The following is a 21,952-nucleotide window of genomic DNA, read 5'->3' on the forward strand; positions in this document are numbered from 1 at the left end:
CCATGAGCGAGTCGGCCTCGCAGTACGAGCAGTTGCGGAAAATTCCATCGCCCTCCACGCGCCTGTGGATCGGCCTCTGCATTATTCTTTCCATCTTCCTCATTTTTGTCGTGTACAGCAGCCGCCAGATCCGCTGGCTTGAAGACTTCCAGGTCAACGTGGTGCAAAAGAACCGCAAGGCCTCATTGCAGCTTTCGCGGCTGCAGAACGATGCCTATTTGCTGGCGATCTCACTGCAAGGCGTAGCGTTCTCCAAAAGCCGTTATCCCATCCGCGACTGGGAACCGGAATTCACGCGCCTCCGGAACGATATGGAAAATGCCGCGATGCTTGAGGGCCGATATGCTGTTGACACGCCCGCCAGCCACGACAAGCGGATGCAATTACGCCAGGTCCTGGCGGATTTCGGCACCACTGCAGACGGCATTTTTGGCCTGGCGCGGCAAGGCAAAACTGCAGAAGCACGAACATTGATCCAGACAGAGCTTGAGAACAAGCGGGCCGTCATTTCCGAGATCATTTTCAGCCTCCTGAAGCTGAATGACCAGGCGCAGTCCGATGCCGCCGACCGCATCAACGCGACGTATGAAAACGTCAAGACCGACATCCTGCTGATCACGGCCCTGTTGTTCCTGCTGGCGCTGGGGACCGGCCTTTACACGTTTGCAGCTAATAAAAAGACCTTCGCAAAGCTGCAGCATCTGGCCGAGCAACTCCAGGAGCAATCCGGGCAATTGCGGAAGCTCTCCTGGAAGCTGATCGAGGTCCAGGAGGAGACGCTTCGGCGCGTCGCCCGGGACCTGCACGACGAGTTCGGGCAGATCCTCACTGCCATCGGCGTCATGCTGAACCGGGCAGGGCGCAAGGCCCACCATCCCGATCCCGCCCTGATTGCGGAGCTTGAGTACGTCAAGAACATTGTTGAAGAGACGCTCGCGAAAGTCCGTGACCAGTCGCAGATGTTCCGTCCCGGCGTCCTGGACGATTTCGGGCTTGACCAGACGCTCGACTGGTTCACGCGCCAGTTCTCGCGCCAGGCAGGAATCAACATCCATTTCAGCGGCGCGTTGCGAAGCGGACGGTTGCCTCCGGAAGAATCCATCCACGTTTATCGCATCGTCCAGGAGGCGCTTAACAACGTGGCGCGCCACTCCCGGGCCACCGAAGCGTGGGTGGAGATGGAAGAGCGCGAACGCGAACTGCGCCTGGAAGTCCGCGACAATGGTGTAGGATTTGAAACAGGCAACCCGGCGGAACGGTCTCCGAATGACGGTATCGGCTTGATGGGGATGCGCGAGCGCGCCGAACACCTGAACGGCACGCTTAAGGTACAATCAACTCCGGGTAAGGGCACTGCCATCAACGTCCGAATACCGCTGAAAGAAGCGCCGGAATCACGCTTCGCTGAAAAGGTAGGATAAACATCATGCCGCCCGCTGCCGCCGAAAAAAAGGTCCGAGTTTTTCTGGCTGACGATCACGCGCTGGTCCGCCAGGGCTTCCGCCGTCTGCTGGAAGACGATGCCCGCATCACGATCGTGGGTGAAGCCAACACCGGGCTTTCTGCCATCGAGCAATGCGCGAAGCTCAAACCGGACGTCGTTGTGATGGACCTTTTGATGCCTGAAATCGGAGGGCTCGAGGCTACGGCGGAAATCCTGAAGGCCAATCCGGAAACCAGGGTGCTGATCCTCAGCATGTATTCCAATCCAGCGTATGTTCGCAAGGCCATCGAAGCCGGCGCCAAGGGTTATATTTTGAAGGACGCGATTGAGGTCGATCTGGCCCAGGCCGTGGTGGTGCTCGCGCAGGGCGGCGCTTACATGAGCTCAGCAGTTTCAAACCTGGTGCTTGAAGGTCTCAAGGCGGGAACGATGCAGGAAGCGGGTGGAGATCCCTACGACCGCCTGACACTGAGAGAAAAGGAAGTCCTGCAGCTCATCGCCCAGGGAAAGTCCAACAAGGAAATCGCCGTGCTGCTGGACATCAGCATCAACACGGTGGCCGTCCATCGCGCGCGGCTGATGGAAACCTTGGGGCTTCACCGCACGGCGGAGCTGGTGCTTTACGCTGTAAAAAAGGGTATTGTCCAACCGCAATAGATTTCACGGCAGCTTTCCTTGTCTTACCTGCTTTTGCGAACGGTAGCCTTGCAGGCGGCCATCAGGCTTGAGTATACCGCTCCGCAGGTTTGCGCCTGGTTGCCCAGTTCACTGATGCGGATTGGCGGGCAGTTCGGCTGGATCTTCTTTGCCACGTCGGCAACCGTTCGCAGCATGAACTCAGGAGCGCCCCGACTGATGCCTCCTCCCAGCACGATCATGTCGGGGTCAAGCACGCCCACAATGTTTGCGACGCCAACGCCGAGAATGGTGAAGATGGTTTCCAGTGTCTTGCGCGCTCTTCGATCGCCCCGGCGAAAGGCGTCGAACACAAAGTAGGCGTCGCGCGTTTCCGCGAGCCCGGCTGACCGGCCGCCCGGCGGCGGCTTCATGAGCTTGCGGCCGAGGGTTGCGATGCCTTGCCCAGAGGCGTAGCTTTCAAAATATCCCGTGACCCCGAAATCTTCGTTCCAGCGCGGCCACTCCACGTGCAGAAACTGCAGCTCGCCCGCTGCGCCGGTGCGGCCAACGTAGAGCTGGCCGTTGACGAATATCCCGGAGCCTATGCCGGTGCCCAGCGCAATGAAGACAAAATTGTCGAGACCGCGGGCGACTCCTCGCCAGTGTTCGCCGATGGCGGCCATGTTGGCGTCATTATCGATGCAGACGGGAAGCCGGAATTCCTTCTCCAATTCGCGTTTCAGGTTAATGTTTCTCCAGCCCTCAAGATTGTTGGCCATCAGCACCAGGCCGTTGCGCGGATCGACGGCGCTGGGGACCGCCATCGCGACGGCGCGGAGCGTGTTGCGTTTGCCTGCCGGAACCAGCCGGTGAATGCCTTTCTTGATCTGGCTGATGGTTCTTCTGGGCCCGTCTTCGGGCCGGACCTTCTCCGTGGTGTCGGCAATAATCTCGCCGGCAAAGTCAGCCAGCGCAAATTGGAGATGGCTCGCTCCCATATCGATTCCCACCAGGCAGCCGAAATCAGGATTCAGCGTCATTCCGCGGCGGTCTCGAGAAGGGACCACAAGTCCGGCGCGGCGCAGCCTCGCCGTTTGGCTCCTGACCGCGGCGAGGTTCAGGTTCAGCTTTTCGGCCAGTGCGCGCGCTTCGATGGACGGATGGCGCGATACTTCCTCAAGGAGCTGAAAAAGACTGGCTTGCAGATGAAAGTCGCTCTTCATAGGAGATTTTCGGCCGCGGATGCGCTCCGCCGCTTAGGGTCCTCTTAAGGCTTCCGGGAAAGGTACAAAACCGAACAGTCCTTCATGCAAGAAGCTAAGTTCATAGAGTGTAGCGCGATTTCCGGCTGGTGCCAACTGGCTGCGTTTGCACCCCAAACACACCTCAACCTGCGATGGCCGTTCCTAACACATGAGTGATATGAAGTATGATCAGGATTTGAAAAGACCATGCGGACCGTACTCCGAAACAGGTGGAAAATCACTCCGCGCGAGGCAATTCAACTCCAGGCCCGCCTCCGCGAGCATGTGGTGCTGGAAGACACTTTCAACCAGATCCGATATGTGGCGGGAGCTGATATCGCGTTTGATCCGGCAACCGAAGAGGCCTTTGCCGGAGTCATTGTTTACCGCTTTCCGTCGCTCGAAGAGGTTGAACGCCGGATGGCCCGGCGCAGGTTGCAATTTCCTTACGTGCCCGGACTGCTCTCGTTTCGTGAAACCCCGATCCTGATGGCGGCCTTCGCGCGCTTGAAGACCGAACCTGACCTGTTGCTGATTGACGGCCACGGCCGCGCGCACCCACGCCTTTTCGGGATCGCCTGCCACATCGGTGTGCTGTTTGACAAGCCGTCTATCGGCTGCGCAAAGTCCCTGCTGGTGGGTGAAGCTGGCGAGCCTGGCTTGAAGTCTGGATCAACCGCGGCGCTCAACTACCAGGGCGAAATCGTGGGCACGGCGCTGCGGACTCGTGACAATACGCGACCCATTTTTGTGACCCAGGGGCACCGCATCTCGCTCGCAACCGCGGTGAAAGTGGTCATCAACTGCATTGACGGATATCGCATCCCCAGGCCGACGCGCGAGGCCGACCACTACGTGCGCGATCTTCGCTGCGCTTACCAGCGAAATTGCAGGTAGGCTGGCGCCACCGGCCGGGCGTCGAGGGGCCCCGTAGCGTGCAATGGCTGAATGGACGCTAAGAAAGTGATCCTTGTGGACCAGGCTCAGTTCGCGGGCCGGGCCACGCACGCCGCGCTCTTCAGACTTTTGAATTTGAGGTGATTGAAGTGTGCCCGCGCACGGTGGACGGCGGGAACCGCGTTGCCCTCAGCGACAAGCAGGCGTAACAGGCACCCTGCATCTAATGAGGATTGGATAATAGGGTGACGAACTTCCGTAGTGCCGGTCCCGCCAAGCGGAACCGGCACTGAAAATTGCCGCCGGGAAGGCGGCGCTACAAACGTTCTTGATTTTGTAATCCTCAGTAGACCGGAAATTCAGGAACCGCCCGGACCGCCGATTCAGGCAGAAGTTTTGTCGCCTTCCATGCTCAGCGCCACGCCGTTTGTCTTGAGATTCTTCTCGATCTGGGCCAGCACGCTGGACGGGCAGCCCTCCCACACTGCAACCATCTTGTTGCCTTGATAAGGCAAGTCCTTCACGCCTTGCTCGCTTGAGAAGAATCCGCCCACAACCAGGTCCCGCAGGCGGTTGAAAAATGCCACGTAGTTCACATCCTCAGGCGCGGCCTTGTCGGGATATGCGATGCGGTCCAGGATTTTTTTCTGCTCGGCCGGCGCGCAGCCAATGAAATCATGGCCGAATTGCCGGTTGCATTCCAAATCGAGCCAGGTGAGGCCTCCCAGGATTTCCGCTTTGAGCCTGCCGCCTCTGAAATCGAGCCAGTCATCGATGAACTCCGGAACGCCAGCCTGGGTGGCGCTGCCGCTTCGCTCGTCGGCGGGAATCATCAGGTCACTCAGCAGTTTGACGGTTTCCCATTCATGGTCGTTGAAGACTTTCCGCTGATAACCCGATGCGGCTTTGCCTGCCGCGCTCGCGGCGGTATTCTGAGGCGGCGCCGCGACGGCGCTCAGCGGGACCAACGCCGCCGCTGGAACAGCCGAGAAGACTTTCAGTATGTCGCGCCGTTTGATAGGTGTTCCGTTGTCGGCAGTGTTCTTTTTCATGTCAACTCCTTGCATAGTAGGTGGCATATGGTAGACGGCATATGGGGTTGGAAGGCGGCCGCACTCATATTCATCAGATCCTGATGGATCGGATCAGGCCTGTCAGCATCCGGCCGGCTTGGTCGATTCGCTCCGGAAGATGATCCGGCTCCATCTGAAGACCAAGGTCGTGACAGAGAAGTGCGTAGTGCCTGAGCTCTTCGAGCGAACCCTGCGCAATATTGTAAAAACGCTTCTTGTCGGCCGCGCCTCTCCTTTTGAAACCTTCGGCAATATTGGCTGGCACAGAGACTGCCGCCCGGCGCATCTGCGAAGTCAAACCGAATTTCTCCTCTGGCGGCAAGTGCGTTGTCCCTTTGTAAACATCCAACACAATCTGGTGAGCCACCTGCCATACTTCGAGTTGCTCGAACCGCTCGATGCTCATGCTGCACTTCCAGCCCCCATCTGCCATCTACCACCTACGACATGCCACGTACCACATGTCGCCTCTCACACATTGCGTTTCTTCATCTCGTCCACGATGTGCTCCGAAGTCCGCCAGGCCAGAGCCAGAATTGTGAGCGTCGGATTCTTGTCGGCATTGCTGACGAACGGAGCGGCGTCGGTGATGAACAGGTTCCTGCAGTCCCACGCCTGGCAATAGGGATTCAGAGCTGAAGTGCTGCGGTCTGACCCCATCCTTGCTGTGCCCACTTCGTGGATGATTTCGCCGCCGCGCGAGATGCCCCAGTTTTCTTCGGCTCCGTACGTCCGCACAACTTCGCCGCCGGCGGTTTCAATAATCTCGCGGAAAGTTTCCCGCGCATGCCGGGCCTGCAGAATCTCATCCTGGGTCCACTTAAAGTGGAACTTCAGCACCGGGATGCCCCATTCATCGACGACGTTCTTATCGATCTCGCACCAGCTATCGTCGTTGGGGATCATTTCGCCACGGCTGGAAAAACCGACAAACGCTCCGAACAGCTTCCTGCAGCCCTTTTTCAGCTCCTCGCCATAACCACCGCCGAGGAACCGTTCCGAATGGCCGAAGCTGCCGGCGCCAGGCATATCGCGCCCGCCTCCGAACTCGATGTGGTAACCGCGGGAGAAAGGCATCTGGTGCTTGAACTGCTTCTCATAATTCCACCAGGGCATATAGAGGTGCATCCCGCCGGTGCCATCGTCATTGTGCGGCGGCAGGTCCATCAGCACGGGGAAGAACCCTACCGTACCATCTGCTCCGACGGTATCCATCAGGTAGCGACCCACCACTCCGGTGGAATTGGCCAGGCCGTCCGGATGCCGTGGGCTGCGGGAATTCAGCAGCAGCCGGCAGGTCTCGCAATTGCTGGCCGCCAGGACCACAACCTTGCCGCGCGTCTGCACTTCCTTGCGCGTTGTCCTGTCGATGTAGGAGACGCCGGTTGCCAGGCCGTCAGCTCCCGTCAGCACCTCGCGCACCATGGCGTTGCAGATGATGTCAAGGTTTCCCGTTTCCATGGCCGGCGGAATCAACACCGTTGGCGAGGAGAAGTTCGATGAAGTTGCGCAACTCCGTCCGCACTGAGAGCAGTAGTGGCAGGCGGGCCGGCCGTTGAGCGGCCGCGTCAGGATCGAGAGGCGTGAAGGTATGCAGGTTATATTGAGTTTCTGGCAAGACTTCTGGATGAGCAGCTCGTAGCAGCGAGGGGCTGGCGGCGGTTGGAACTTTCCGTCCGGCGCGTTTTCAACGTGTTCGATCGAGCCGTAAACACCGATTAACTCTTCCGTCTTGTCGTAATACGGCGCCAGCTCTTCATAGGTGATCGGCCAGTCAAAGCCCTTGCCGTCGCGCGAGTAGGGCTTGAAGTCGTATGGCCCGAAACGCAGCGAGATGCGGCCCCAGTGGTTGGTGCGCCCGCCAAGCATGCGCGAGCGGAACCAGGTCCAATCGGTTCCGGGCGCGTTGGTGTAAGGCTCGCCGGGTATCTGCCATCCACCTACCGCGGCGTCGAAATAGCCGAAAGTGGTGTTGGGCTTCACGGCGCCACGGTGCGGGGCCTGATAATCCCATTCAAACATCTTGGATTGCTTCGCGGTGTCATACCAGCCGCCTGCCTCGAGCATCAGCACCTTGGCTCCGGCCCTGGTCAGAACATAAGCCGCCATGCCGCCGCCGGCGCCTGATCCCACAATGATTGCGTCATAAACTCGTGAAGGTTTTTTGATTTGTGCCATGACCGCCTGCCCCATTAATTCGATTTCCGAGGGGAGTGTATCACAAAAATCCCGTTGAGGGGTTTTACAGATGTGATGCAGATCGCAAGATTTCAGTAGGATTGCATGACGAATTGGGGGACCCGCCGGAGCCGATCTTCCGGCGTGGTATTCGAGGCGTGGTGGAGCAGGAATCGGTGTTGGCCACTCGGACGTGTTAACATTCAGATATATGGCAGCAGAGGTGGAAGGGGTCGTCGGGCGCCCGAGATGGAAACTGGTTCCAGCATTTCTAATTGCAGCGATTGGGTTGCACGCTGCAAGTCCCTCCGAGCTTGCCGCGGCGGAATTGAAGCCGAAGACCGTGCAGGCGTTCAACCAGTATGTCGCGCTGGCTGAGGCGCGCATGAAGCGTGATGAAAGCCATCCGGATGACTTCTTGTATATCGAATCACTGCCCAAGTCTGAATATGATTCCATCATGAAAAGTCTCAAGAGGGGCGACGTTTTCGTGCAGCCAATTCAGACGCACGCCGCCGGCAAGGACTCCTTCGACGTTCCCGACGCCATGATCCATCATTGGGTTGGCGATGTTTTCATCCCGGGAAAGTCAGTGACTTCTGCGCTCGATATTCTGCGCGACTACGACAACTTTAAGAATATCTACCATCCTGAGGTCATCCGCTCGCGGCTGGTGGGGAGAATTGACGAGGATGACTACAAGGTCTATATGCGCTTGCAGAAGAAGAGCGTTGTGACGGTTACGCTCGACACGTGGTATGACATCCATTTTACGCCAGTCGGCCACGACAGCGGGTACAGCCGAAGCGTTTCGAGCCGCATCCAGCAGGTGGAGGACGCCGGAACTCCACACGAGCGCCTTGAACCGGTTGGGCAGGACAGTGGCTATCTATGGCGCATTAATTCCTACTGGCGCTATCAAAAACGCGACAACGGCGTGATTATCGAGTGGGAATCGATCTCGCTTTCGCGGGACGTGCCGTTTCTAGTCGCCTGGTTTGTCGATCCCCTGATCCGCAGGGTCGCCCGCGAAGCGGTGACCGATATGCTGACGGCCACGCGAAAGGCGGTGCTGACTGAAAAACGTCAGAATGAGCAGGCGAATTCCGCGCCTCATTGATTCCCGCCAGCGCCCTACTCCACAGACCATGAATCCTCTGGCGCCCCAGGTAGCGCCGAGCTTAAAAGTGGGCGCTGCATGTGCCAAGATCCCCGGTGCACGACACTAATGCTTCTTCCGGATCAGGCGGTCGAGGCTGAACGGCCCGCCGCCGGCCATAAACAGATAGAGGAAGACGAAGCAATACACGATGGCCAGTTCGCCGCCGTTTTGAATCGGCAGACCTCCTCTGGGAAAATGGGCTTTGAAGTAGGCCACCGCCATCTCGCCCGAGAGGATGAATGCCACCGGGACTGTGAAGAGCCCGAGAATCAGCAGGATTCCTCCAAAGCATTCCAGCACGCCGGCCAGCCCGAACAGAGAGAACAGATGGGTTTGTCTGTGCCCTCCCAAAAGCCCAAAAAGTTTCTGAAATCCGTGCTCAGAGAAAGTGAGACCTACCACGATTCTCAAAAGGGAACGTCCCCAGGGTTCCACGGATCGGATTGCCGCCGTCGAACTAGCCATGCTCGTGCCTCCTCAAGCTTGCTTTGGTAATCTGGTCCCTTGAATTTTCTCACAAAATGGTAACCGGCGCGCGACCGTCTGTGGGCGAGTCGTGCCGCGCCAGGGCGCGAGTCAGGTACTGCACGGCAACGAATCCCCGGTCCTTCCAGATTTCGTCAGGTGGTTTCAACCCGTTATACTGGCTTCATGCCAAAACTCAGCGCAGGATTGGTGATGTATCGGGTGCGAGAAGGCCGGGTCGAACTGCTGCTGGTCCATCCCGGCGGCCCCTTCTGGAAAAAGAAAGATGCTGGGGCATGGAGCATACCCAAGGGTGAGGTCTCCGCCGGGGAGGATAATCTGGATGCCGCCCGGCGCGAATTCTTCGAAGAGACAGGCATATCCCCTGAAGGTCAATTCATCCTGCTGGGCCAGATTATCCAAAAGAGCGGGAAAGTTGTCCGTGCATGGGCCTTCCAAGCCGATTGCGATCCGGCGGTCCTGAAAAGCAACACCTTCACCATGGAATGGCCGCCGCGTTCGGGAAAGCAACAGGAATTTCCCGAAATCGATCGGGCCGCCTTTTTTACGCCGGAGGAGGCGAGAAAAAGAATCAATCCCGCTCAGACTGCATTGATTGACGAATTGGAGAGGATTACGGGGCATGGAAATAAATAGGCTCGTTGAATCGGTCCGTGTGCCTGATGCGGGTTTTGAACCTCCGAAGGCGATGCAGACGTGAGGGATGGGTCCCAAGGGCGCGTCGTCCCAGGTCCAACGCCTCGATTGCACCTGTTTTTTTGTTTCGCTGATCGGGTCGATTCATTGTATTCTATAATTCCTGGCTGTCACGGACAGGATCGCTGCCTTAAGTTCTGAACTCCGGACATCTCGCAAGGATGATGATGAACAAGGCCCCCCGAAAGGGTACCGACGGGGAGCGGTGGAAGCTGTGCGGCCTGTAACGGCCGCCCTCCCAATCGGTAGTTTTTGATGAATCGCCGAGGCCCTTATCGTGGCAGCGCGATGGCCGGCCCGTTGTTTTTTTGATTGAGGCGTGGGAATGGCGTTCCCACAAAAACCGAATTCCGGAAGCATTTGGGCGCAGGTTGCTTTCTATTCGAGCCTGGGCTTTATTATTCCAGGCGCTATGGTAGGAGGCGTCCTGCTGGGCTGGTTTCTCGATGACCACCTGCACACGTCGCCGGTTTTAGTTATTATTGGAGGTTTGGCAGGGGCGGCTGGAGGCATTATCGAGGTCCTCCAAATTCTGGCCCGGACAGAAAAAAATGCAGAGCGGGACAATGAATCCAGCAATTCTGGACGGCGCTGAAGTCAGGCTGCCGCGATGGATGGGATCTCTCGCCGGCCTCGGCATTCTCGTTTTCCTGGTTCTTGGCCGGACGCAGATGGCTGGCGCTTTCGCTGTGGGTGCGGGAATTTCCATTCTGGGTTATCACTGGCTGGCGCAAGCTGTGAAGGCTGCGCTCAATGCCGGCGAACGAGCCGCGCCCAAGCGGGTCTTGATAAGTCTTGTCCTGCGGTATCCTATCGCATTCGGAGCTGTGCTCATCTTTTATGAAACGCATTGGCTTCCGTTCACGGGAATTCTAGCGGGTCTGTTTGTGCCGTTTGCGGGGACCCTTGCTGAATCCCTGAATTTGCTGGGAAGGTTGATTCGGTCAGACGACTATGGGGCATGACCTCTGGTTCACAGCCATCCTGAATAAGCTTTTCGGGCATGCGGTCGCGGCCCTCCTTGTGGCGATTTCGTACCTTCCGCACATGGCCTTCGCGCGGCCTGCAGATCCGGTGCATCCCATTCCGGACTACGTTGCGGGTGAAATCCTCGTACTCCTGATCATTGTCGTGGGTGCGATCATTCTTCGGACCCGGCTGTCCATGGAGCACCCTGGGAAGTTCCAGATGGCGATGGAAGTTTATCTCGAGTTTAGTCGCAACCTGGTGGATGAAGTGGTCGGGCACGGCGGCCGGCGCTACGTTGCCATGGTCGGCACTCTCGGACTTTTCATCCTGCTTTGCAATCTTGAGGGTTTGGTTCCGACACTCATCACACCCACGGCGACCGTTTATGTGCCTTTGGGGTGCGCGGTGGCCGCCTTCCTTCATTACAATTTCCACGGATTCCGCGTGAAAGGAATCTTCGGGTATCTGCGGCACCTGAGCGGGCCAATGCTCGCGATCGCCTGGCTATTTTTCCCCATTGAAGTGTTCAGCAACTTCCTGCGGATGCTTTCCCTCACCGCGCGTTTGTGGGGCAACATGTTGGCCAGTGTGACGGTGCCCGGTCTCTTTATGTCGCTCGGTTTGAATTTCTATGGCTACTTGGTGCATGCGGGATACGTTATCTTGAGCCCTGTCGGACTTTTAATCGCGGTTTTGGCCCCGGTGATATTCATGGCGCTGCACGTATTCGAAGCACTCCTGCAAGCCTACGTTTTTATGATTCTCCCGGCACTTTATATCAGCTTGGCGACGTCGGAGGAGCACTAACGGCCACCTGTCTTTTAATTCGGCTTTATCCGTAAGCGTGAGGCCCGCCCTGCCCCAGCGGTGGCGGGTAACCACCCACTGGCGGAAATTTCATAAAACTCTCCAGAGGCAACCTGGAGAGTTTCAGGAGGAATGATGAAAGCGAAGGTAGTTGGTTTGATTGGTATAGCGATGGGGCTGTTCTACACGGTCCCACTGCTCGCGGCGCAGGGGTCCGCCGGTTCGGCGGGGGGCGGCACCGACTGGGTGCCGATCGGTGCGGGCGTGGGCATGGCAATCGCTTCGGGACTTTGCGGATTAGGACAAGGAAGGGCCGCTGCTGGCGCTTGTGAAGGTGTCGCCCGCAATCCCGGCGCTCGGCCGGGAATCTTTCTGTTCCTGATTTTGGGACTAATCTTCATCGAGTCCCTGGCCCTGTACACATTTGTGATTATTTTCCTCAAAGTGAAGTAGGCGATCCGAGGCAGGGCTGGCGGAAGTGCTGCGGGCCTGCCGCTGCGACCGCAAGCCGCCGAAGTCTGGTGGACAGGGCGGTTACAGTGCGAGACCGCGTTCGAGTCGCTGGCGGTCATCTTCGTCAAAAGTCGATAGTCCTGAACGGTTTCGCGGAGGGTGGGAGGTTTGGCCTCCCACTCTCTCGTGAGGCGGCTCCCCTCCGACGATGAGTGGCGTTTTGCAGGAAGTTGGGCTGTGCAGTGAAATGTACGCCGACCACGATGGCCTGCGTCCATTGCAGCCGATCATGACCGTCGAGATTGTACGGCTCCGACACCTGCACACGTCGTGACCTAACCCCTGCCACCTTCCATCTGCCAGGGCTACTCGCCCAGTGCCGGGCCCTGCTTGAGTTTTCTGTTGCCTTGCAATGCCCGAATCGCTACCATTTTTACAAGCTTGGGTGTGTTGCCCGGATTCGTACCGGAGAATTCGAGCCGCCGTTGGTGGCGGCTCCGGTTTCAGATTCCTTCGGGAGCATCATGGTCCTGCAGTTAAACGGCGAGCAGCGTGAAGTCCCGGACGGCCTGAGCCTCGCAGGTCTGGTCGAATGGCTGGAGCTTCCCGCCGATCGCGTTGCAATCGAGCGCAATCTGGAAGTTGTCAAGAGAGCGAATTGGACCGAAACGCGGCTGGAGAACGGCGACCGGCTTGAGATTGTCCGGATGGTCGGGGGCGGGCGCCCTATCGACCTGTGCCATGGGGATTGTCCATGCCTCCCACTGTAACCAGCACTTCCGGGCTCGTTCTTGTCACTCTGCTGATCAAGCTGGGCGTCATAGCCTCATTGGCCAGCATCATTGCCCGGTTTGACAAGTTCCGCCGCCTGTTGCTGGTTGAAATCCGGACACCCAAACAAAAGCTTCTTTTCGCCGCCTTCCTTGGCGTGCCTTTCATGCTGGGCGTCCTCACGCGCCTTGTGGCTGGCTACCAGGGCAGCGACCTGAGTCTGGAAATCACGGTCATCGGCGGCTTGCTGGGCGGCACCATGGTTGGCCTGGTGGTCGGCATGATGGTCAGTCTGCCGGCCGTGCTCATTCCTCATGTGTTTACTTTGCCGATGGGGTTTGTGATGCCTGCGCGGCACGAACTCCTTGCCGTTCCGATGGCGGTTCTCTACGCGGTGGTGGCCGGCTCGGCGCGCTGGCTCTGCCCCAACAAAGAAGAAGTCTGGAAGTTCTCGCCTTTCATCGACCTCAGTTTGTATCGCTCCATCAAACAGCGGTTCAAGCAACCTTCCATGGACTGGCAGATCCTGTTTTTTCTGATTTGCGTCTTTTTAGAGCTATCGCGTGTCGAGCTGGGGCGGGTTGCCAATGGTAACCTCTTTTTCCTGAACCCGACCGGCCTGTGGACGGAAATCCTGGTCCTTTTTGCGACCGCGATTGCCGTAGCTCTCCCGCTGCGCATCTGGAACAACACCCGCATCGAGCAGAAACTGGAGGAGAAGGAACGCAGCCTGATTCAGGCCCGCATGGACAGCCTGATCAGCCAGATCAACCCCCATTTTCTCTTCAATACGCTGAACACCGTTTCGTCGCTGATTCGACTGGACCCGGACACTGCCCGCAAGGTGCTGGTGAAGCTCTCGAGCATACTGCGCCGAAGGCTTAAGACCCAGACCCACTTTGCGCCCCTGCGCCAGGAACTCGACTTCATCGCCGACTACCTGGACATTGAGGTCGTGCGTTTCGGGCGCGATAAGCTTCGGGTGGTGCAGGAAATTGATCCGGGAGCGCTGGACGTGATTGTACCCTCGATGATTCTGCAGCCGCTGGTGGAAAATGCCATCCGCCACGGAATCGGACCGAAAATCGAAGGAGGAACTATTACGCTGCGCGCCACCCGCCGCAACGGCAGGATCGCCATCCAGGTCAGCGACGACGGCCTGGGCATTCCCAAAAGCCGGTTGCCCCAAATTTATGCTTCCGGCATTGGAATCACAAACGTGCAGGAGCGGCTGAAGGTGCTTTACGGCCAGGAGTTTTCCATGAAGGTCGAAAGCGAACCGGGAAAGGGAACGACGGTCCGCTTTGAGCTGCCGGAGGTGGTGGCGGCTGAAGAAGCGGTTTCTATGGAAGCGGCGCAGGCCGAGCCTTAGCTCAGGTTCGCGAGGCCGCTGCGCCGTCTCCTTGCGCGGTCCTACGCTGCATTCTCCCGTGGCAGATTGGGCCGCGTTAGTTGCCCGTGCTTCCGAAGCCTCGCGTATTTCTCTGCGTCTCGGACACGGATTCGGCTTCGATGAACTCCGCTTCAATCCGGCGAACGATACGGAGCTGGGCGATGCGGTCTCCCGGCTGGATACTGAAGGGTTTGCTGCCCAGGTTCGCCATCACCACTTTGAGTTCCCCCCGATATCCGGGATCGATCACGCCTGCCAGCGTGGTGATGCCCTTGAGCGCCAAGCCTGATCGGTCTTCGACCAGCGCGCCGAATTCAGGAGGGAACTCAAAGGCCAATCCCGTGCCGATCGCTTTCGTTTCCCCGGCTGCAAGTGAAACCATCTCCGCTGCCGACAGGTCCGCGGCCAGATCGCCGAAAGGTCCTGAATGAGAATATCGCGGCAGTGAGGCGTTAGGCTGCACTTTCGCGACCGTAATGCGGATTTTCATCATCACCATTCCTTTCCAAAACCCGGTGACGATTCCCAACGAGTGAAATGCCTGGTGCGGGCCGAATTTCTGTGTCTTACCTGGTGCCTTGGGTGCACTCCCTGGGTTCAACCACTCCCAGACTCTTAACAATCTCGTAGCTGCCGTTTTTTGCCTGGGCGATGTACATGTTCATTCGAGCGTGGTGCTGGCCGGGCACCATTTCGGCCGGGCCTCCCGGCCCTTTAGTAATCTTTGCATGGTCCAGCGCCTTGATGACCTCTGCCTGATTCAGCGACCCCGCCTCTTTCACGGCGGCCTCCCAGAACCTCAGACCGCGGTACATGCCCGAACACGAACTGCCGGCCGTCAACTTGGCGCTCCCAGAATAGAGTTTGTTGTACTGCTTGAGCATCTCTTTGCTGAAGGGGTCGCTGATGGTCTGGTAGTAATCGAGGCAACTGTACAATCCCTCCACCTGCGCGGGTGGCACCAGGTTCACGAAGTTCTCGTCGAAGTACGTGCAAACCATGTAGCCGCCCCGCTTTGTGAAGCCGGAATTATAAAGCTGCTCGAGGAAGGGCGTGAGCCCGGGAGGGACAGTCGTATTGAAGACCACTTCTGCGCCGCTGGACGTGATCTTTTCGATAGTCTTGCCGTAGTCGGCGTGGTCGAGAGGGAAATATTCCTCTCCAACGATTGTGCCGCCGCCGGCAGTGACAACCTGACGGACCTTCTTGTTCATCGTATGCGGCCAGATATAGTCAGCGGATGGCAGGTAGAATTTCTTTGCCCCAGTTTGTTCCATCAGCCAGGGGATGAGCGGTTCAACCTGTTGCGCCGGCACGGGGCCAGTACAGAAGATGAGCGGGTCGCATTCCTGCCCCTCGTATTGCTCCGGGTAGATATATAGCTTCCTCCCCTTTACAACGGCCGGGCCTTTGATCGCCTGGCGCGTCGAGCTGTAAATGCCGCCGAGGATTAGATCCACTTGATCCTGCTGAACCAGCTTGGCAGCTTTGGCTTCGGCTACGCCGTCAGTCGTTGCACTGTCTTCGATGAGGAGATCGATATGTCGCCCTAACAACCCACCTTTCGCATTGATGTCGTCAATCACCATCCTGGCAACATTTGCGCTGGCGATCCCCATGAACGAAAGTGGACCTGTTATGTCCATAATCACACCGACCTTGATGGATCGTCCCGCTGTTTCTGGCACCATGGCATTCTCCTCTTCTAAAAATTGATCGGGATTCAAGAACAGGGTTGGGACAGTATACACCACAGCCTCTGCCGGCGTCGGGTTGGGTCTCCTCAACCGCGCCCGAACTGACTTCGGAGCGGATTGCAGACGAGTTACGAGCCGCCGTCGATGCCCGGTCTATGAAAGCGGGTCCGTCGGCAGAGTCTTAGGAAGCTGCTGAATGCCCCGCTGCCTGTACGTGGAATTAATCTGTGTTAAGATCAAGCTTTTGCCCCTGGATTTCTGTAATCCGTTCCAGCCTTGGCGAATTCAAGCGGCTGATCGGTCAGGGCGCTGGTTTCGTCGCCCGCAAATCCAAATGTCCGAGGAAGGCTGATGGCTAAACGTGACTCCGACAAAGTGAGAACTACCCCCAGCTCAATGGGCATGATTGAACCCCGGTTTCGCAATATCTATAAATCTTTTTACAAAGAGACTTATTACACCACCACCACGCTCGATGCCAAGACAAAAGAGTTGATCGCAATCGGGTGCTCACTGGTGGCACACTGTGAGGGCTGTACCAGAGGTCACATCAAGAAGGCCCTGGAACTCGGAGCCACCAAGGAAGAGATTTCGGACGCCATTGTTGTGGCGGTTGGAATCGGTGCTGCCAGTATTGTTGACATGACCGACAAGGCTGCGACCCACCTGGATCTTCATCACTTCGAATAGCCAAGGCAGCAGAGTCCCTCGGAGTAGGGTGGCATCAAGACTCCAGACTGAAGAACACTTTGGCGCTTCTGAAGGCCTCAGAGCCGTCGGTTACCATTTTGCGAGGACGACGGGTGGACTTTCTGATCATCGGTATTCTGTTTCTTCTGCTGTTTCTGGGGCTGGCTGACAACCAGACCATTCCTGCGCTTCTCCCCCTGTTGATAGATTCCCTCCACATTACTGTTGAGCAGGCAGGACTGCTGGCCGTCTTCTATTCGGTGGCGGCGGCACTCGCCTCCCTGGTCACGGGAATTGTTTCAGACCACTATGGCCGGAAGCATTTTCTATTTGCGGGAGCGCTCGTGTTTGGCTGCGCCTCATGGATGTCCGCGCATGCCGCAAGTTTTACGGGACTTACGGTTGCCCGCGGTGTCACCGGCCTGGGCGCTGGGGCCATTTCCACCTGTTCCATCGCTTTTGCGGGCGACTGGTTCGACTACAGTATCCGTGGCCGGGCCCTTAGCTGGATCTCGACGGCCTACTTTGCCGCTCCGATTCTGGGTGTTCCTCTTGCCGCCCAGGTGGCGGACCGTTTGGGATGGCGTAACACATTCTACTTTTTCGCCGCTTTGGCCGCAGTGGTCGCTCTGCTTTCCCTGCGATTGCCGCGCGACCGGCGGGAAGCCACTCAGGCATCGGAAAAGTGGCGGACCACGTTTCGCGCCTGCCAGTCATTTTTCAGGCGCCGGGACACCAGCGCAGGCCTCGTCATCGCCTTCCTTGTCTCGGGCGGGCTGTACGGCTTTCTCTATTACATCGGTCAATGGATGAATTCCTCGTTCGGCGTTCCGACGCGAACCATTGGCTGGGTCTTTATGCTGGGAGGTCTCGTGGCCCTGGTCAGCGCGCCGCTGGCCGGCGTCCTCTCGGACCGCTGGGGGAAGAGACCGGTTTCGATTGCAGGGAACGTGCTTCTGGCGCTCTCGGTGGCCCTGGTCCCGTTTTTCCCCTGGGGCGCCGGCCTGCTGATCGTTTTTGCCTTCACCAGCCTTGGCGCCGCTTCCCGGCAGGGGCCGCTGGCAGCGTTAATGACCGAGCTGGTCCCAACGTCTGAGCGTGGCTCGTTCATCGCTCTCCGAAACGTTTTTTCGCAGATGGGTATCGGGCTGGTGGTGCTGGCGGGCGGCGCCATTTATGAGCGACGCGGCTATCTGGCAGTGACGACAGTATGCGCAGTGATGACGGGCGTGGTTGCCGTCCTCCTGGCGACACATATCGTTGAGCCTGGCAAGCCCTCGCTCGGCCCGCACAATGGAATGGACCAGCCCGTGGGACCATAAGCCCATGGGGGAGGCGGCATTGTCAAAACGTCGAATCATTCGAAACATCATCCTTGTTCTGTTGGCCCTGGCGGCGCTGTTCTTTCTCGTGGTCGTGCCGTGGTTTCTGACCGGCATCGTCACCCAGCGAAGGTTCCACTTTCACGACCGGAACGACGGCAAGACGCCGCAGTCCTACGGCCTTGATTACCAGTCCATCGAATTTCGTTCCTCTGATGGCATTTCGCTGAAAGGTTGGTACGTTCCGGCAGGCCCTCATGCCCGCGGAACCATCATCTATTGCCATGGTCTCAACCGTACCCGGATTGAAATGCTGCCGATGGAGATTTACGGCCACAGCCTGGGATATAACGGTCTGCTCTTCGACTTTCGCCACTCGGGCGAGAGCGGCGGAAACGTCGGGACGCTGGGGTATCAGGAGCGGCTTGATGCCATTGCGGCTGTGCATTTCGCCCTGAACGATGAGCACGCCGAGCGCCCTATCGTCCTGTGGGGCGTTTCGATGGGCGCTTCTGCCGCACTGATGGCTGCCGCTGAGACGCAGGATGCAGCCGCCGTGATCTCCGACAGCTCCTTCCTCTCGTACAGCCACGTCATCGCTCACCACGCCTGGCTGTTCTTTCACCTTCCAGCCTTTCCGATCGTTGATGAGGTCATCTACTGGTCTGCCTGGCGAGGCGGCTTCTGGCCTTCGGATTTTGACCTGAGGAAAGCGGTCGAACGCGTCAACCCGCGTCCCATCCTGTTTATTGCGGTCGAGGGCGACCGGCGCATCACGCCTGAAGTTGCACGCGAACTCTATTCCCAATCCACAAGCCCCGGCAAAGCCATTCTTGTGGTTCCCGGCCGCCGTCACGGAGAAGGTTTTACCTCCGGCAATGAAATGTACGAGCAAGCAGTGAAGAATTTCCTCAACGGCCTGTCCCACTGAAGGTGATCCTATTGGTTCTGGGGCGGGGTTGGGAGAAGCTGCTGAGGGCAGGGACCTGCGCCGGTATTGGCAGTGGAAGGTGTTAACGAGATAGATAACGTGCAAAACATTGCATGCACTTGATTTCATTTCGGACGCAAGCCACTGCGCAAATGCGTTCACTCGCTGCCCGGATGCTCGAGCTAAAAACGCGAAAGAACCATGCTTCCTTGCCGGAATTCCTCTCCCGTTTAGAGTTCGGCGGACCCTGCGTGATGCTGCCCTGACGCCCCGCCTAAGGACCTTCCTTTCTTGTGATTGCCTACAGCCGCCTGAGAACTGGTAAGGGCCTCAGGCCGGTTTCCCTGGATTTTGCTCACTGATTAAAAATCCGCGGCGGCAACAAGTTCGCGCCGGTTGCATAGCGCTGCAAATGTGAGAGTTGCTCAATCTTGGGTCAGGAATTCTCAAGCAATCAGCAGCATCCCCCGATAAATAGGACGGTGAAAACGGCGACTTTGCCAGTACCTCCAGCGCACTGCTTTGGAACGCAGGTTGCTTAATACGTGAATACGAAGCGGGCACGTACGCCGCTCTCTAATAGGGGTAGATGAACCGGGCTGTGCTTCTTTAGGTGAGTTTATGGCAGAGCGTTTTGATCAACTAGTTAATGATGCTTTGCGTGGATGGTCGATCGTGCATGACTTGCCTGGCGCCTTGTACGCCTGGTTTCTCCTGTTAAAGCATCGTCTTAATCGCAGCACAAAAACCAGTTTTGTTTGGGCACCGGGGGCCAAACGGGGTCCGGGTTTGAAATTTATTGTGTTTGACCCGCAGAGGTACAGACGCGTTCGCACCGTGAGTACCGTGTAATTGTGTGCGGGGAGCAGCAGGAGGGGCTGCAAATCATGAAGAACCTATACGCCAGTAGAAGTAGCCACGACGATCGGGGAGTCAGCATCCTGATCATTGCCGTCTCAATGATTTTTGTCCTCGGGATGGCAGGACTCGGTATTGACCTCGCATCGCTTTATGTCGGAAGAAGCCAGGCCCAGCGCGCGGCCGATGCCGGCGCCCTGGCAGCAGCGCAGTATCTCGCGCAAAGTTGCACCGCTTCAAGCGGCTCGATTTCCGCGGACTGCGAGGCCACTGCCAAAGAACGGGCCGTCGCAGTAACCAACGCCAACCTGATTGCCGGGGTTGCGCCCAACATCACCACCGATGACGTTACATTTCTCGAGACCAGCGCCAGCGATCCGCAAGTGCAGGTCCTCGCCGGGCGCGACACAGGCCACAGCAACGCTATGCCGACTTTCTTTGTCAAAATTTTTGGGATTAACTCGGCGAACGTTTCAGCCACGGCTGTGGCAGAAGCATTCAATCCTGCGGGCGGCGGTCCTCCGGTCGGAGCAACGTGCCTTAAGCCCTGGCTGATGCCGAATTGTGATTGGGCGCACAGTTTCGTCTCAAGCAAACAAACATACGACAACCCTGCATGTATCGATTCGACGACCAGTCCTCCCACCCACCATGCTCAGTTTCTCAATAACAATCCTCCAAGCCAGGAATACAGTACAGACCTCGTTAATCCGGGGCTGTATTCATCGGGTGGTGTCCAAGGTGAGCCGATTACGGTGAAGTCCAGCGACCCCTCGCAGGCGGCAGGTCCGAGCAAATTTTATCCCGTTTATCTTCCTGCAGGGAGCGTGGCGAGTGCTTGCCCTTCCTGCGCGAACGGTGGCGGAGGCGCCGGCGCCAACAACGCGGCGCTTTATAGGCAGAACATCGAATGCTGCAATACCACGCAAATCAATTGCGGCAGCCAGACGGTCCAGCCGATCACCGGCAACATGGTTGGCCCAACAGGGCAAGGAGTTGATTGCCTCATTCATCAGCAAGGGTCGTCAGGACAGGACACCATGGCGGTCAATTCAGGCTCGGGGGGTGGCTTGTGGACGATTACAGCGGGATCGAACAACCCCTATGGCTTGAGCGGTCCCATTTCAACTTCTGACTCCATCGTGACAGTGCCTCTTTACGATGGCACGCCGCTGTGTCCCGGCGGATCATGCTCCCAAACTAACATTTTTGTGGTGGGATACCTGCAACTGTTTCTCAATAATGAGACCAGCGGGACTGTCCATGCCACCGTCATGAATGTAATCCCCTGCCCGGCGGCCGGCGGCAGCCCTGGCAGCGGCGGCACCCCTGTCGTCGCATCCGGCGGTAGCTCCCCGGTTCCTATACGGTTGATTCATGAATAACTGAAGGCAACGCAACAACCTGCTTGCCGCAGAGATGCCCAAGTCCTCCCGGGTTTCTCTGCGGCAAGTTGAGCCGATGGCTCCTCTATCGCCCCATCCACTTCCTGCCCGATTTCCTAAAATCGTGTCTTGATGCTGATGCCGAGGGAGTTCAGATCGCCAGGTCGTGAATACCCGTCGTTCTGGTGGACGTAATACAGGTCGATAGACAGCTTCGTGCTCAGCCTTCGACCCGCGCCCAGAGCAATGCGGTTTCGATACCACTTGTTCAGAGTCGAGCTGTAAAAAACTTCATCCCATGCAAAAACGCTCATCTGCTTGCGCAACACCTTAACAGGCCGCCGCAACTCCACCCGGTTGCGATACCGCCAGTCCCGCGCGGCTTCTATGAAACGCCTTTCACCCAGATTGCGGTCGCTGATTTCCCAGTGCTTCCAGGAAGCCGCAGCAGTGGCGGCCACGGCCAGTCGATTTTCCGACTGCTGAGGCCTGAAAATCGTGTCACTCACCGAATACTGGTAGTAAGGCGCGATTGTGAGAAGCTTGTGCCAGTGGAAAGCGAAGCCCGAAGCGATTCGATGGTAGATCAAGTGCCCCTGATCATCGCCGTAGCGGATTCCGGCGCTTATCTGAAAATCGGTTTTTTCATTGAGTGGATGGGTTCCGTACAGGTCAGCCCACGCCTGGAAGTCATGACGCGGTCGCGGGTCCTGTGCCCGGCAGAACATTGCTCCCGGAATGAGACCAAGAGCAGCAACCAGAATGACTTCGGTGGGCAGAGAACGCCGCGATTGCGGGAATTGTGATTTCATTCGGTCTCGACGTTACCGGCTATCCCATGTGGAGGACCGCAACAGCCGGCAATTTCGAAACCATGA

23 protein-coding genes are annotated in these 21,952 nt (G+C 57.8%); 15 read left to right on the plus strand and 8 right to left on the minus strand.

The window, feature by feature from the left end:
- Nucleotides 1-2 precede the first annotated feature (2 nt).
- Together VFQ24_18290 and VFQ24_18295 are read left to right on the plus strand one after the other, a co-directional pair.
- Nucleotides 3-1,421 carry a sensor histidine kinase gene (locus VFQ24_18290; protein ID HET9180310.1) on the plus strand — a complete coding sequence of 473 codons (1,419 nt, stop codon included), beginning with the start codon at nt 3-5 and terminating at the stop codon, nt 1,419-1,421.
- A gap of 5 nt (nt 1,422-1,426) precedes the next feature.
- Complete coding sequence (locus VFQ24_18295; GenBank protein HET9180311.1) at nt 1,427-2,101, plus strand: response regulator transcription factor; 675 nt, start codon at nt 1,427-1,429, stop codon at nt 2,099-2,101.
- A 23-nt stretch (nt 2,102-2,124) separates the two neighbouring features.
- On the opposite strand, the gene VFQ24_18300 is transcribed toward VFQ24_18295, so the two are convergent.
- A complete protein-coding gene (locus tag VFQ24_18300; GenBank protein HET9180312.1) occupies nt 2,125-3,285 on the minus strand; it encodes an ROK family transcriptional regulator in 1,161 nt (386 codons plus the stop codon).
- A gap of 228 nt (nt 3,286-3,513) precedes the next feature.
- On the opposite strand from VFQ24_18300, the gene nfi reads away from it, so the two are divergent.
- Nucleotides 3,514-4,203: a deoxyribonuclease V gene (nfi, locus tag VFQ24_18305; GenBank protein HET9180313.1), complete on the plus strand. Its 690-nt coding sequence runs from the start codon at nt 3,514-3,516 to the stop codon at nt 4,201-4,203.
- 383 nt (nt 4,204-4,586) lie between these two features.
- On the opposite strand, the gene VFQ24_18310 is transcribed toward nfi, so the two are convergent.
- The 3 genes from VFQ24_18310 to VFQ24_18320 form a co-directional block, all read right to left on the minus strand.
- Nucleotides 4,587-5,255, minus strand: coding sequence for a gluconate 2-dehydrogenase subunit 3 family protein (locus VFQ24_18310; protein ID HET9180314.1), 669 nt, complete (start codon nt 5,253-5,255; stop codon nt 4,587-4,589).
- A 73-nt stretch (nt 5,256-5,328) separates the two neighbouring features.
- Nucleotides 5,329-5,682 (minus strand): four helix bundle protein, encoded by a 354-nt coding sequence (locus tag VFQ24_18315; protein HET9180315.1) that lies wholly within the window; start codon nt 5,680-5,682, stop codon nt 5,329-5,331.
- Nucleotides 5,683-5,747: 65 nt separating this feature from the next.
- Nucleotides 5,748-7,454, minus strand: coding sequence for a GMC family oxidoreductase (locus VFQ24_18320; GenBank protein HET9180316.1), 1,707 nt, complete (start codon nt 7,452-7,454; stop codon nt 5,748-5,750).
- Between the two features lie 211 nt (nt 7,455-7,665).
- Here VFQ24_18320 and VFQ24_18325 point away from each other — a divergent pair, with 211 nt between their 5' ends.
- Nucleotides 7,666-8,574 (plus strand): hypothetical protein, encoded by a 909-nt coding sequence (locus VFQ24_18325; GenBank protein HET9180317.1) that lies wholly within the window; start codon nt 7,666-7,668, stop codon nt 8,572-8,574.
- A gap of 105 nt (nt 8,575-8,679) precedes the next feature.
- On the opposite strand, the gene VFQ24_18330 is transcribed toward VFQ24_18325, so the two are convergent.
- On the minus strand, nt 8,680-9,081 hold the full coding sequence (locus VFQ24_18330; protein ID HET9180318.1) for a DoxX family protein: 402 nt from the start codon (nt 9,079-9,081) through the stop codon (nt 8,680-8,682).
- A 186-nt stretch (nt 9,082-9,267) separates the two neighbouring features.
- On the opposite strand from VFQ24_18330, the gene VFQ24_18335 reads away from it, so the two are divergent.
- The 7 genes from VFQ24_18335 (at nt 9,268) to VFQ24_18365 (ending at nt 14,170) form a co-directional block, all read left to right on the plus strand.
- Complete coding sequence (locus VFQ24_18335) at nt 9,268-9,738, plus strand: NUDIX domain-containing protein (protein HET9180319.1); 471 nt, start codon at nt 9,268-9,270, stop codon at nt 9,736-9,738.
- A 385-nt stretch (nt 9,739-10,123) separates the two neighbouring features.
- Nucleotides 10,124-10,393, plus strand: a complete 270-nt coding sequence (locus VFQ24_18340) for an AtpZ/AtpI family protein (protein HET9180320.1) — start codon at nt 10,124-10,126, stop codon at nt 10,391-10,393.
- A complete protein-coding gene (locus tag VFQ24_18345) occupies nt 10,365-10,763 on the plus strand; it encodes a hypothetical protein (GenBank protein ID HET9180321.1) in 399 nt (132 codons plus the stop codon). The genes VFQ24_18340 and VFQ24_18345 overlap by 29 nt, the downstream gene beginning before the upstream one ends.
- A complete protein-coding gene (atpB, locus tag VFQ24_18350; GenBank protein ID HET9180322.1) occupies nt 10,753-11,574 on the plus strand; it encodes a F0F1 ATP synthase subunit A in 822 nt (273 codons plus the stop codon). Before VFQ24_18345 ends, atpB begins: the two co-directional genes overlap by 11 nt.
- A gap of 132 nt (nt 11,575-11,706) precedes the next feature.
- Nucleotides 11,707-12,027, plus strand: a complete 321-nt coding sequence (locus tag VFQ24_18355; GenBank protein HET9180323.1) for an ATP synthase F0 subunit C — start codon at nt 11,707-11,709, stop codon at nt 12,025-12,027.
- Nucleotides 12,028-12,551: 524 nt separating this feature from the next.
- On the plus strand, nt 12,552-12,797 hold the full coding sequence (gene thiS, locus VFQ24_18360; GenBank protein HET9180324.1) for a sulfur carrier protein ThiS: 246 nt from the start codon (nt 12,552-12,554) through the stop codon (nt 12,795-12,797).
- Nucleotides 12,782-14,170: a histidine kinase gene (locus VFQ24_18365; protein HET9180325.1), complete on the plus strand. Its 1,389-nt coding sequence runs from the start codon at nt 12,782-12,784 to the stop codon at nt 14,168-14,170. The genes thiS and VFQ24_18365 overlap by 16 nt, the downstream gene beginning before the upstream one ends.
- Nucleotides 14,171-14,246: 76 nt before the next feature.
- On the opposite strand, the gene dut is transcribed toward VFQ24_18365, so the two are convergent.
- Complete coding sequence (dut, locus tag VFQ24_18370) at nt 14,247-14,684, minus strand: dUTP diphosphatase (GenBank protein HET9180326.1); 438 nt, start codon at nt 14,682-14,684, stop codon at nt 14,247-14,249.
- A 73-nt stretch (nt 14,685-14,757) separates the two neighbouring features.
- The gene (locus tag VFQ24_18375; GenBank protein ID HET9180327.1) at nt 14,758-15,882 is read right to left on the minus strand and encodes a substrate-binding protein; all 1,125 of its coding nucleotides are present in this window, start codon (nt 15,880-15,882) and stop codon (nt 14,758-14,760) included.
- Nucleotides 15,883-16,239: 357 nt separating this feature from the next.
- On the opposite strand from VFQ24_18375, the gene VFQ24_18380 reads away from it, so the two are divergent.
- The 4 genes from VFQ24_18380 to VFQ24_18395 all read left to right on the plus strand — a co-directional run bounded on the left by VFQ24_18380 (nt 16,240) and on the right by VFQ24_18395 (nt 21,074).
- Nucleotides 16,240-16,578 (plus strand): carboxymuconolactone decarboxylase family protein, encoded by a 339-nt coding sequence (locus VFQ24_18380; GenBank protein ID HET9180328.1) that lies wholly within the window; start codon nt 16,240-16,242, stop codon nt 16,576-16,578.
- Nucleotides 16,579-16,691: 113 nt separating this feature from the next.
- A complete protein-coding gene (locus tag VFQ24_18385) occupies nt 16,692-17,900 on the plus strand; it encodes an MFS transporter (GenBank protein ID HET9180329.1) in 1,209 nt (402 codons plus the stop codon).
- Nucleotides 17,901-17,919: 19 nt separating this feature from the next.
- Nucleotides 17,920-18,831, plus strand: coding sequence for an alpha/beta hydrolase (locus tag VFQ24_18390; GenBank protein HET9180330.1), 912 nt, complete (start codon nt 17,920-17,922; stop codon nt 18,829-18,831).
- Nucleotides 18,832-19,718: 887 nt separating this feature from the next.
- On the plus strand, nt 19,719-21,074 hold the full coding sequence (locus tag VFQ24_18395; protein ID HET9180331.1) for a Tad domain-containing protein: 1,356 nt from the start codon (nt 19,719-19,721) through the stop codon (nt 21,072-21,074).
- A 116-nt stretch (nt 21,075-21,190) separates the two neighbouring features.
- On the opposite strand, the gene VFQ24_18400 is transcribed toward VFQ24_18395, so the two are convergent.
- A complete protein-coding gene (locus tag VFQ24_18400; GenBank protein HET9180332.1) occupies nt 21,191-21,886 on the minus strand; it encodes a DUF2490 domain-containing protein in 696 nt (231 codons plus the stop codon).
- Between the last annotated feature and the right edge of the window lie 66 nt (nt 21,887-21,952).

This window comes from Terriglobia bacterium, from assembly GCA_035712365.1.
GTDB lineage: Bacteria > Acidobacteriota > Terriglobia > UBA7540 > UBA7540 > SCRD01.

Coding starts and splice junctions, on each gene's coding strand:
- VFQ24_18340 (HET9180320.1), top strand. CDS start 10,124: ATGGCGTTCCCACAAAAACCGAATTCCGGAAGCATTTGGGCGCAGGTT.
- VFQ24_18355 (HET9180323.1), top strand. CDS start 11,707: ATGATGAAAGCGAAGGTAGTTGGTTTGATTGGTATAGCGATGGGGCTG.
- VFQ24_18400 (HET9180332.1), bottom strand. CDS start 21,886: ATGAAATCACAATTCCCGCAATCGCGGCGTTCTCTGCCCACCGAAGTC.
- atpB (HET9180322.1), top strand. CDS start 10,753: ATGGGGCATGACCTCTGGTTCACAGCCATCCTGAATAAGCTTTTCGGG.
- VFQ24_18325 (HET9180317.1), top strand. CDS start 7,666: ATGGCAGCAGAGGTGGAAGGGGTCGTCGGGCGCCCGAGATGGAAACTG.
- VFQ24_18395 (HET9180331.1), top strand. CDS start 19,719: ATGAAGAACCTATACGCCAGTAGAAGTAGCCACGACGATCGGGGAGTC.
- VFQ24_18375 (HET9180327.1), bottom strand. CDS start 15,882: ATGGTGCCAGAAACAGCGGGACGATCCATCAAGGTCGGTGTGATTATG.
- VFQ24_18320 (HET9180316.1), bottom strand. CDS start 7,454: ATGGCACAAATCAAAAAACCTTCACGAGTTTATGACGCAATCATTGTG.
- VFQ24_18335 (HET9180319.1), top strand. CDS start 9,268: ATGCCAAAACTCAGCGCAGGATTGGTGATGTATCGGGTGCGAGAAGGC.
- VFQ24_18365 (HET9180325.1), top strand. CDS start 12,782: ATGCCTCCCACTGTAACCAGCACTTCCGGGCTCGTTCTTGTCACTCTG.
- VFQ24_18380 (HET9180328.1), top strand. CDS start 16,240: ATGGCTAAACGTGACTCCGACAAAGTGAGAACTACCCCCAGCTCAATG.
- VFQ24_18345 (HET9180321.1), top strand. CDS start 10,365: ATGAATCCAGCAATTCTGGACGGCGCTGAAGTCAGGCTGCCGCGATGG.
- VFQ24_18300 (HET9180312.1), bottom strand. CDS start 3,285: ATGAAGAGCGACTTTCATCTGCAAGCCAGTCTTTTTCAGCTCCTTGAG.
- dut (HET9180326.1), bottom strand. CDS start 14,684: ATGATGAAAATCCGCATTACGGTCGCGAAAGTGCAGCCTAACGCCTCA.
- VFQ24_18295 (HET9180311.1), top strand. CDS start 1,427: ATGCCGCCCGCTGCCGCCGAAAAAAAGGTCCGAGTTTTTCTGGCTGAC.
- VFQ24_18330 (HET9180318.1), bottom strand. CDS start 9,081: ATGGCTAGTTCGACGGCGGCAATCCGATCCGTGGAACCCTGGGGACGT.
- nfi (HET9180313.1), top strand. CDS start 3,514: ATGCGGACCGTACTCCGAAACAGGTGGAAAATCACTCCGCGCGAGGCA.
- thiS (HET9180324.1), top strand. CDS start 12,552: ATGGTCCTGCAGTTAAACGGCGAGCAGCGTGAAGTCCCGGACGGCCTG.
- VFQ24_18315 (HET9180315.1), bottom strand. CDS start 5,682: ATGAGCATCGAGCGGTTCGAGCAACTCGAAGTATGGCAGGTGGCTCAC.
- VFQ24_18310 (HET9180314.1), bottom strand. CDS start 5,255: ATGAAAAAGAACACTGCCGACAACGGAACACCTATCAAACGGCGCGAC.
- VFQ24_18290 (HET9180310.1), top strand. CDS start 3: ATGAGCGAGTCGGCCTCGCAGTACGAGCAGTTGCGGAAAATTCCATCG.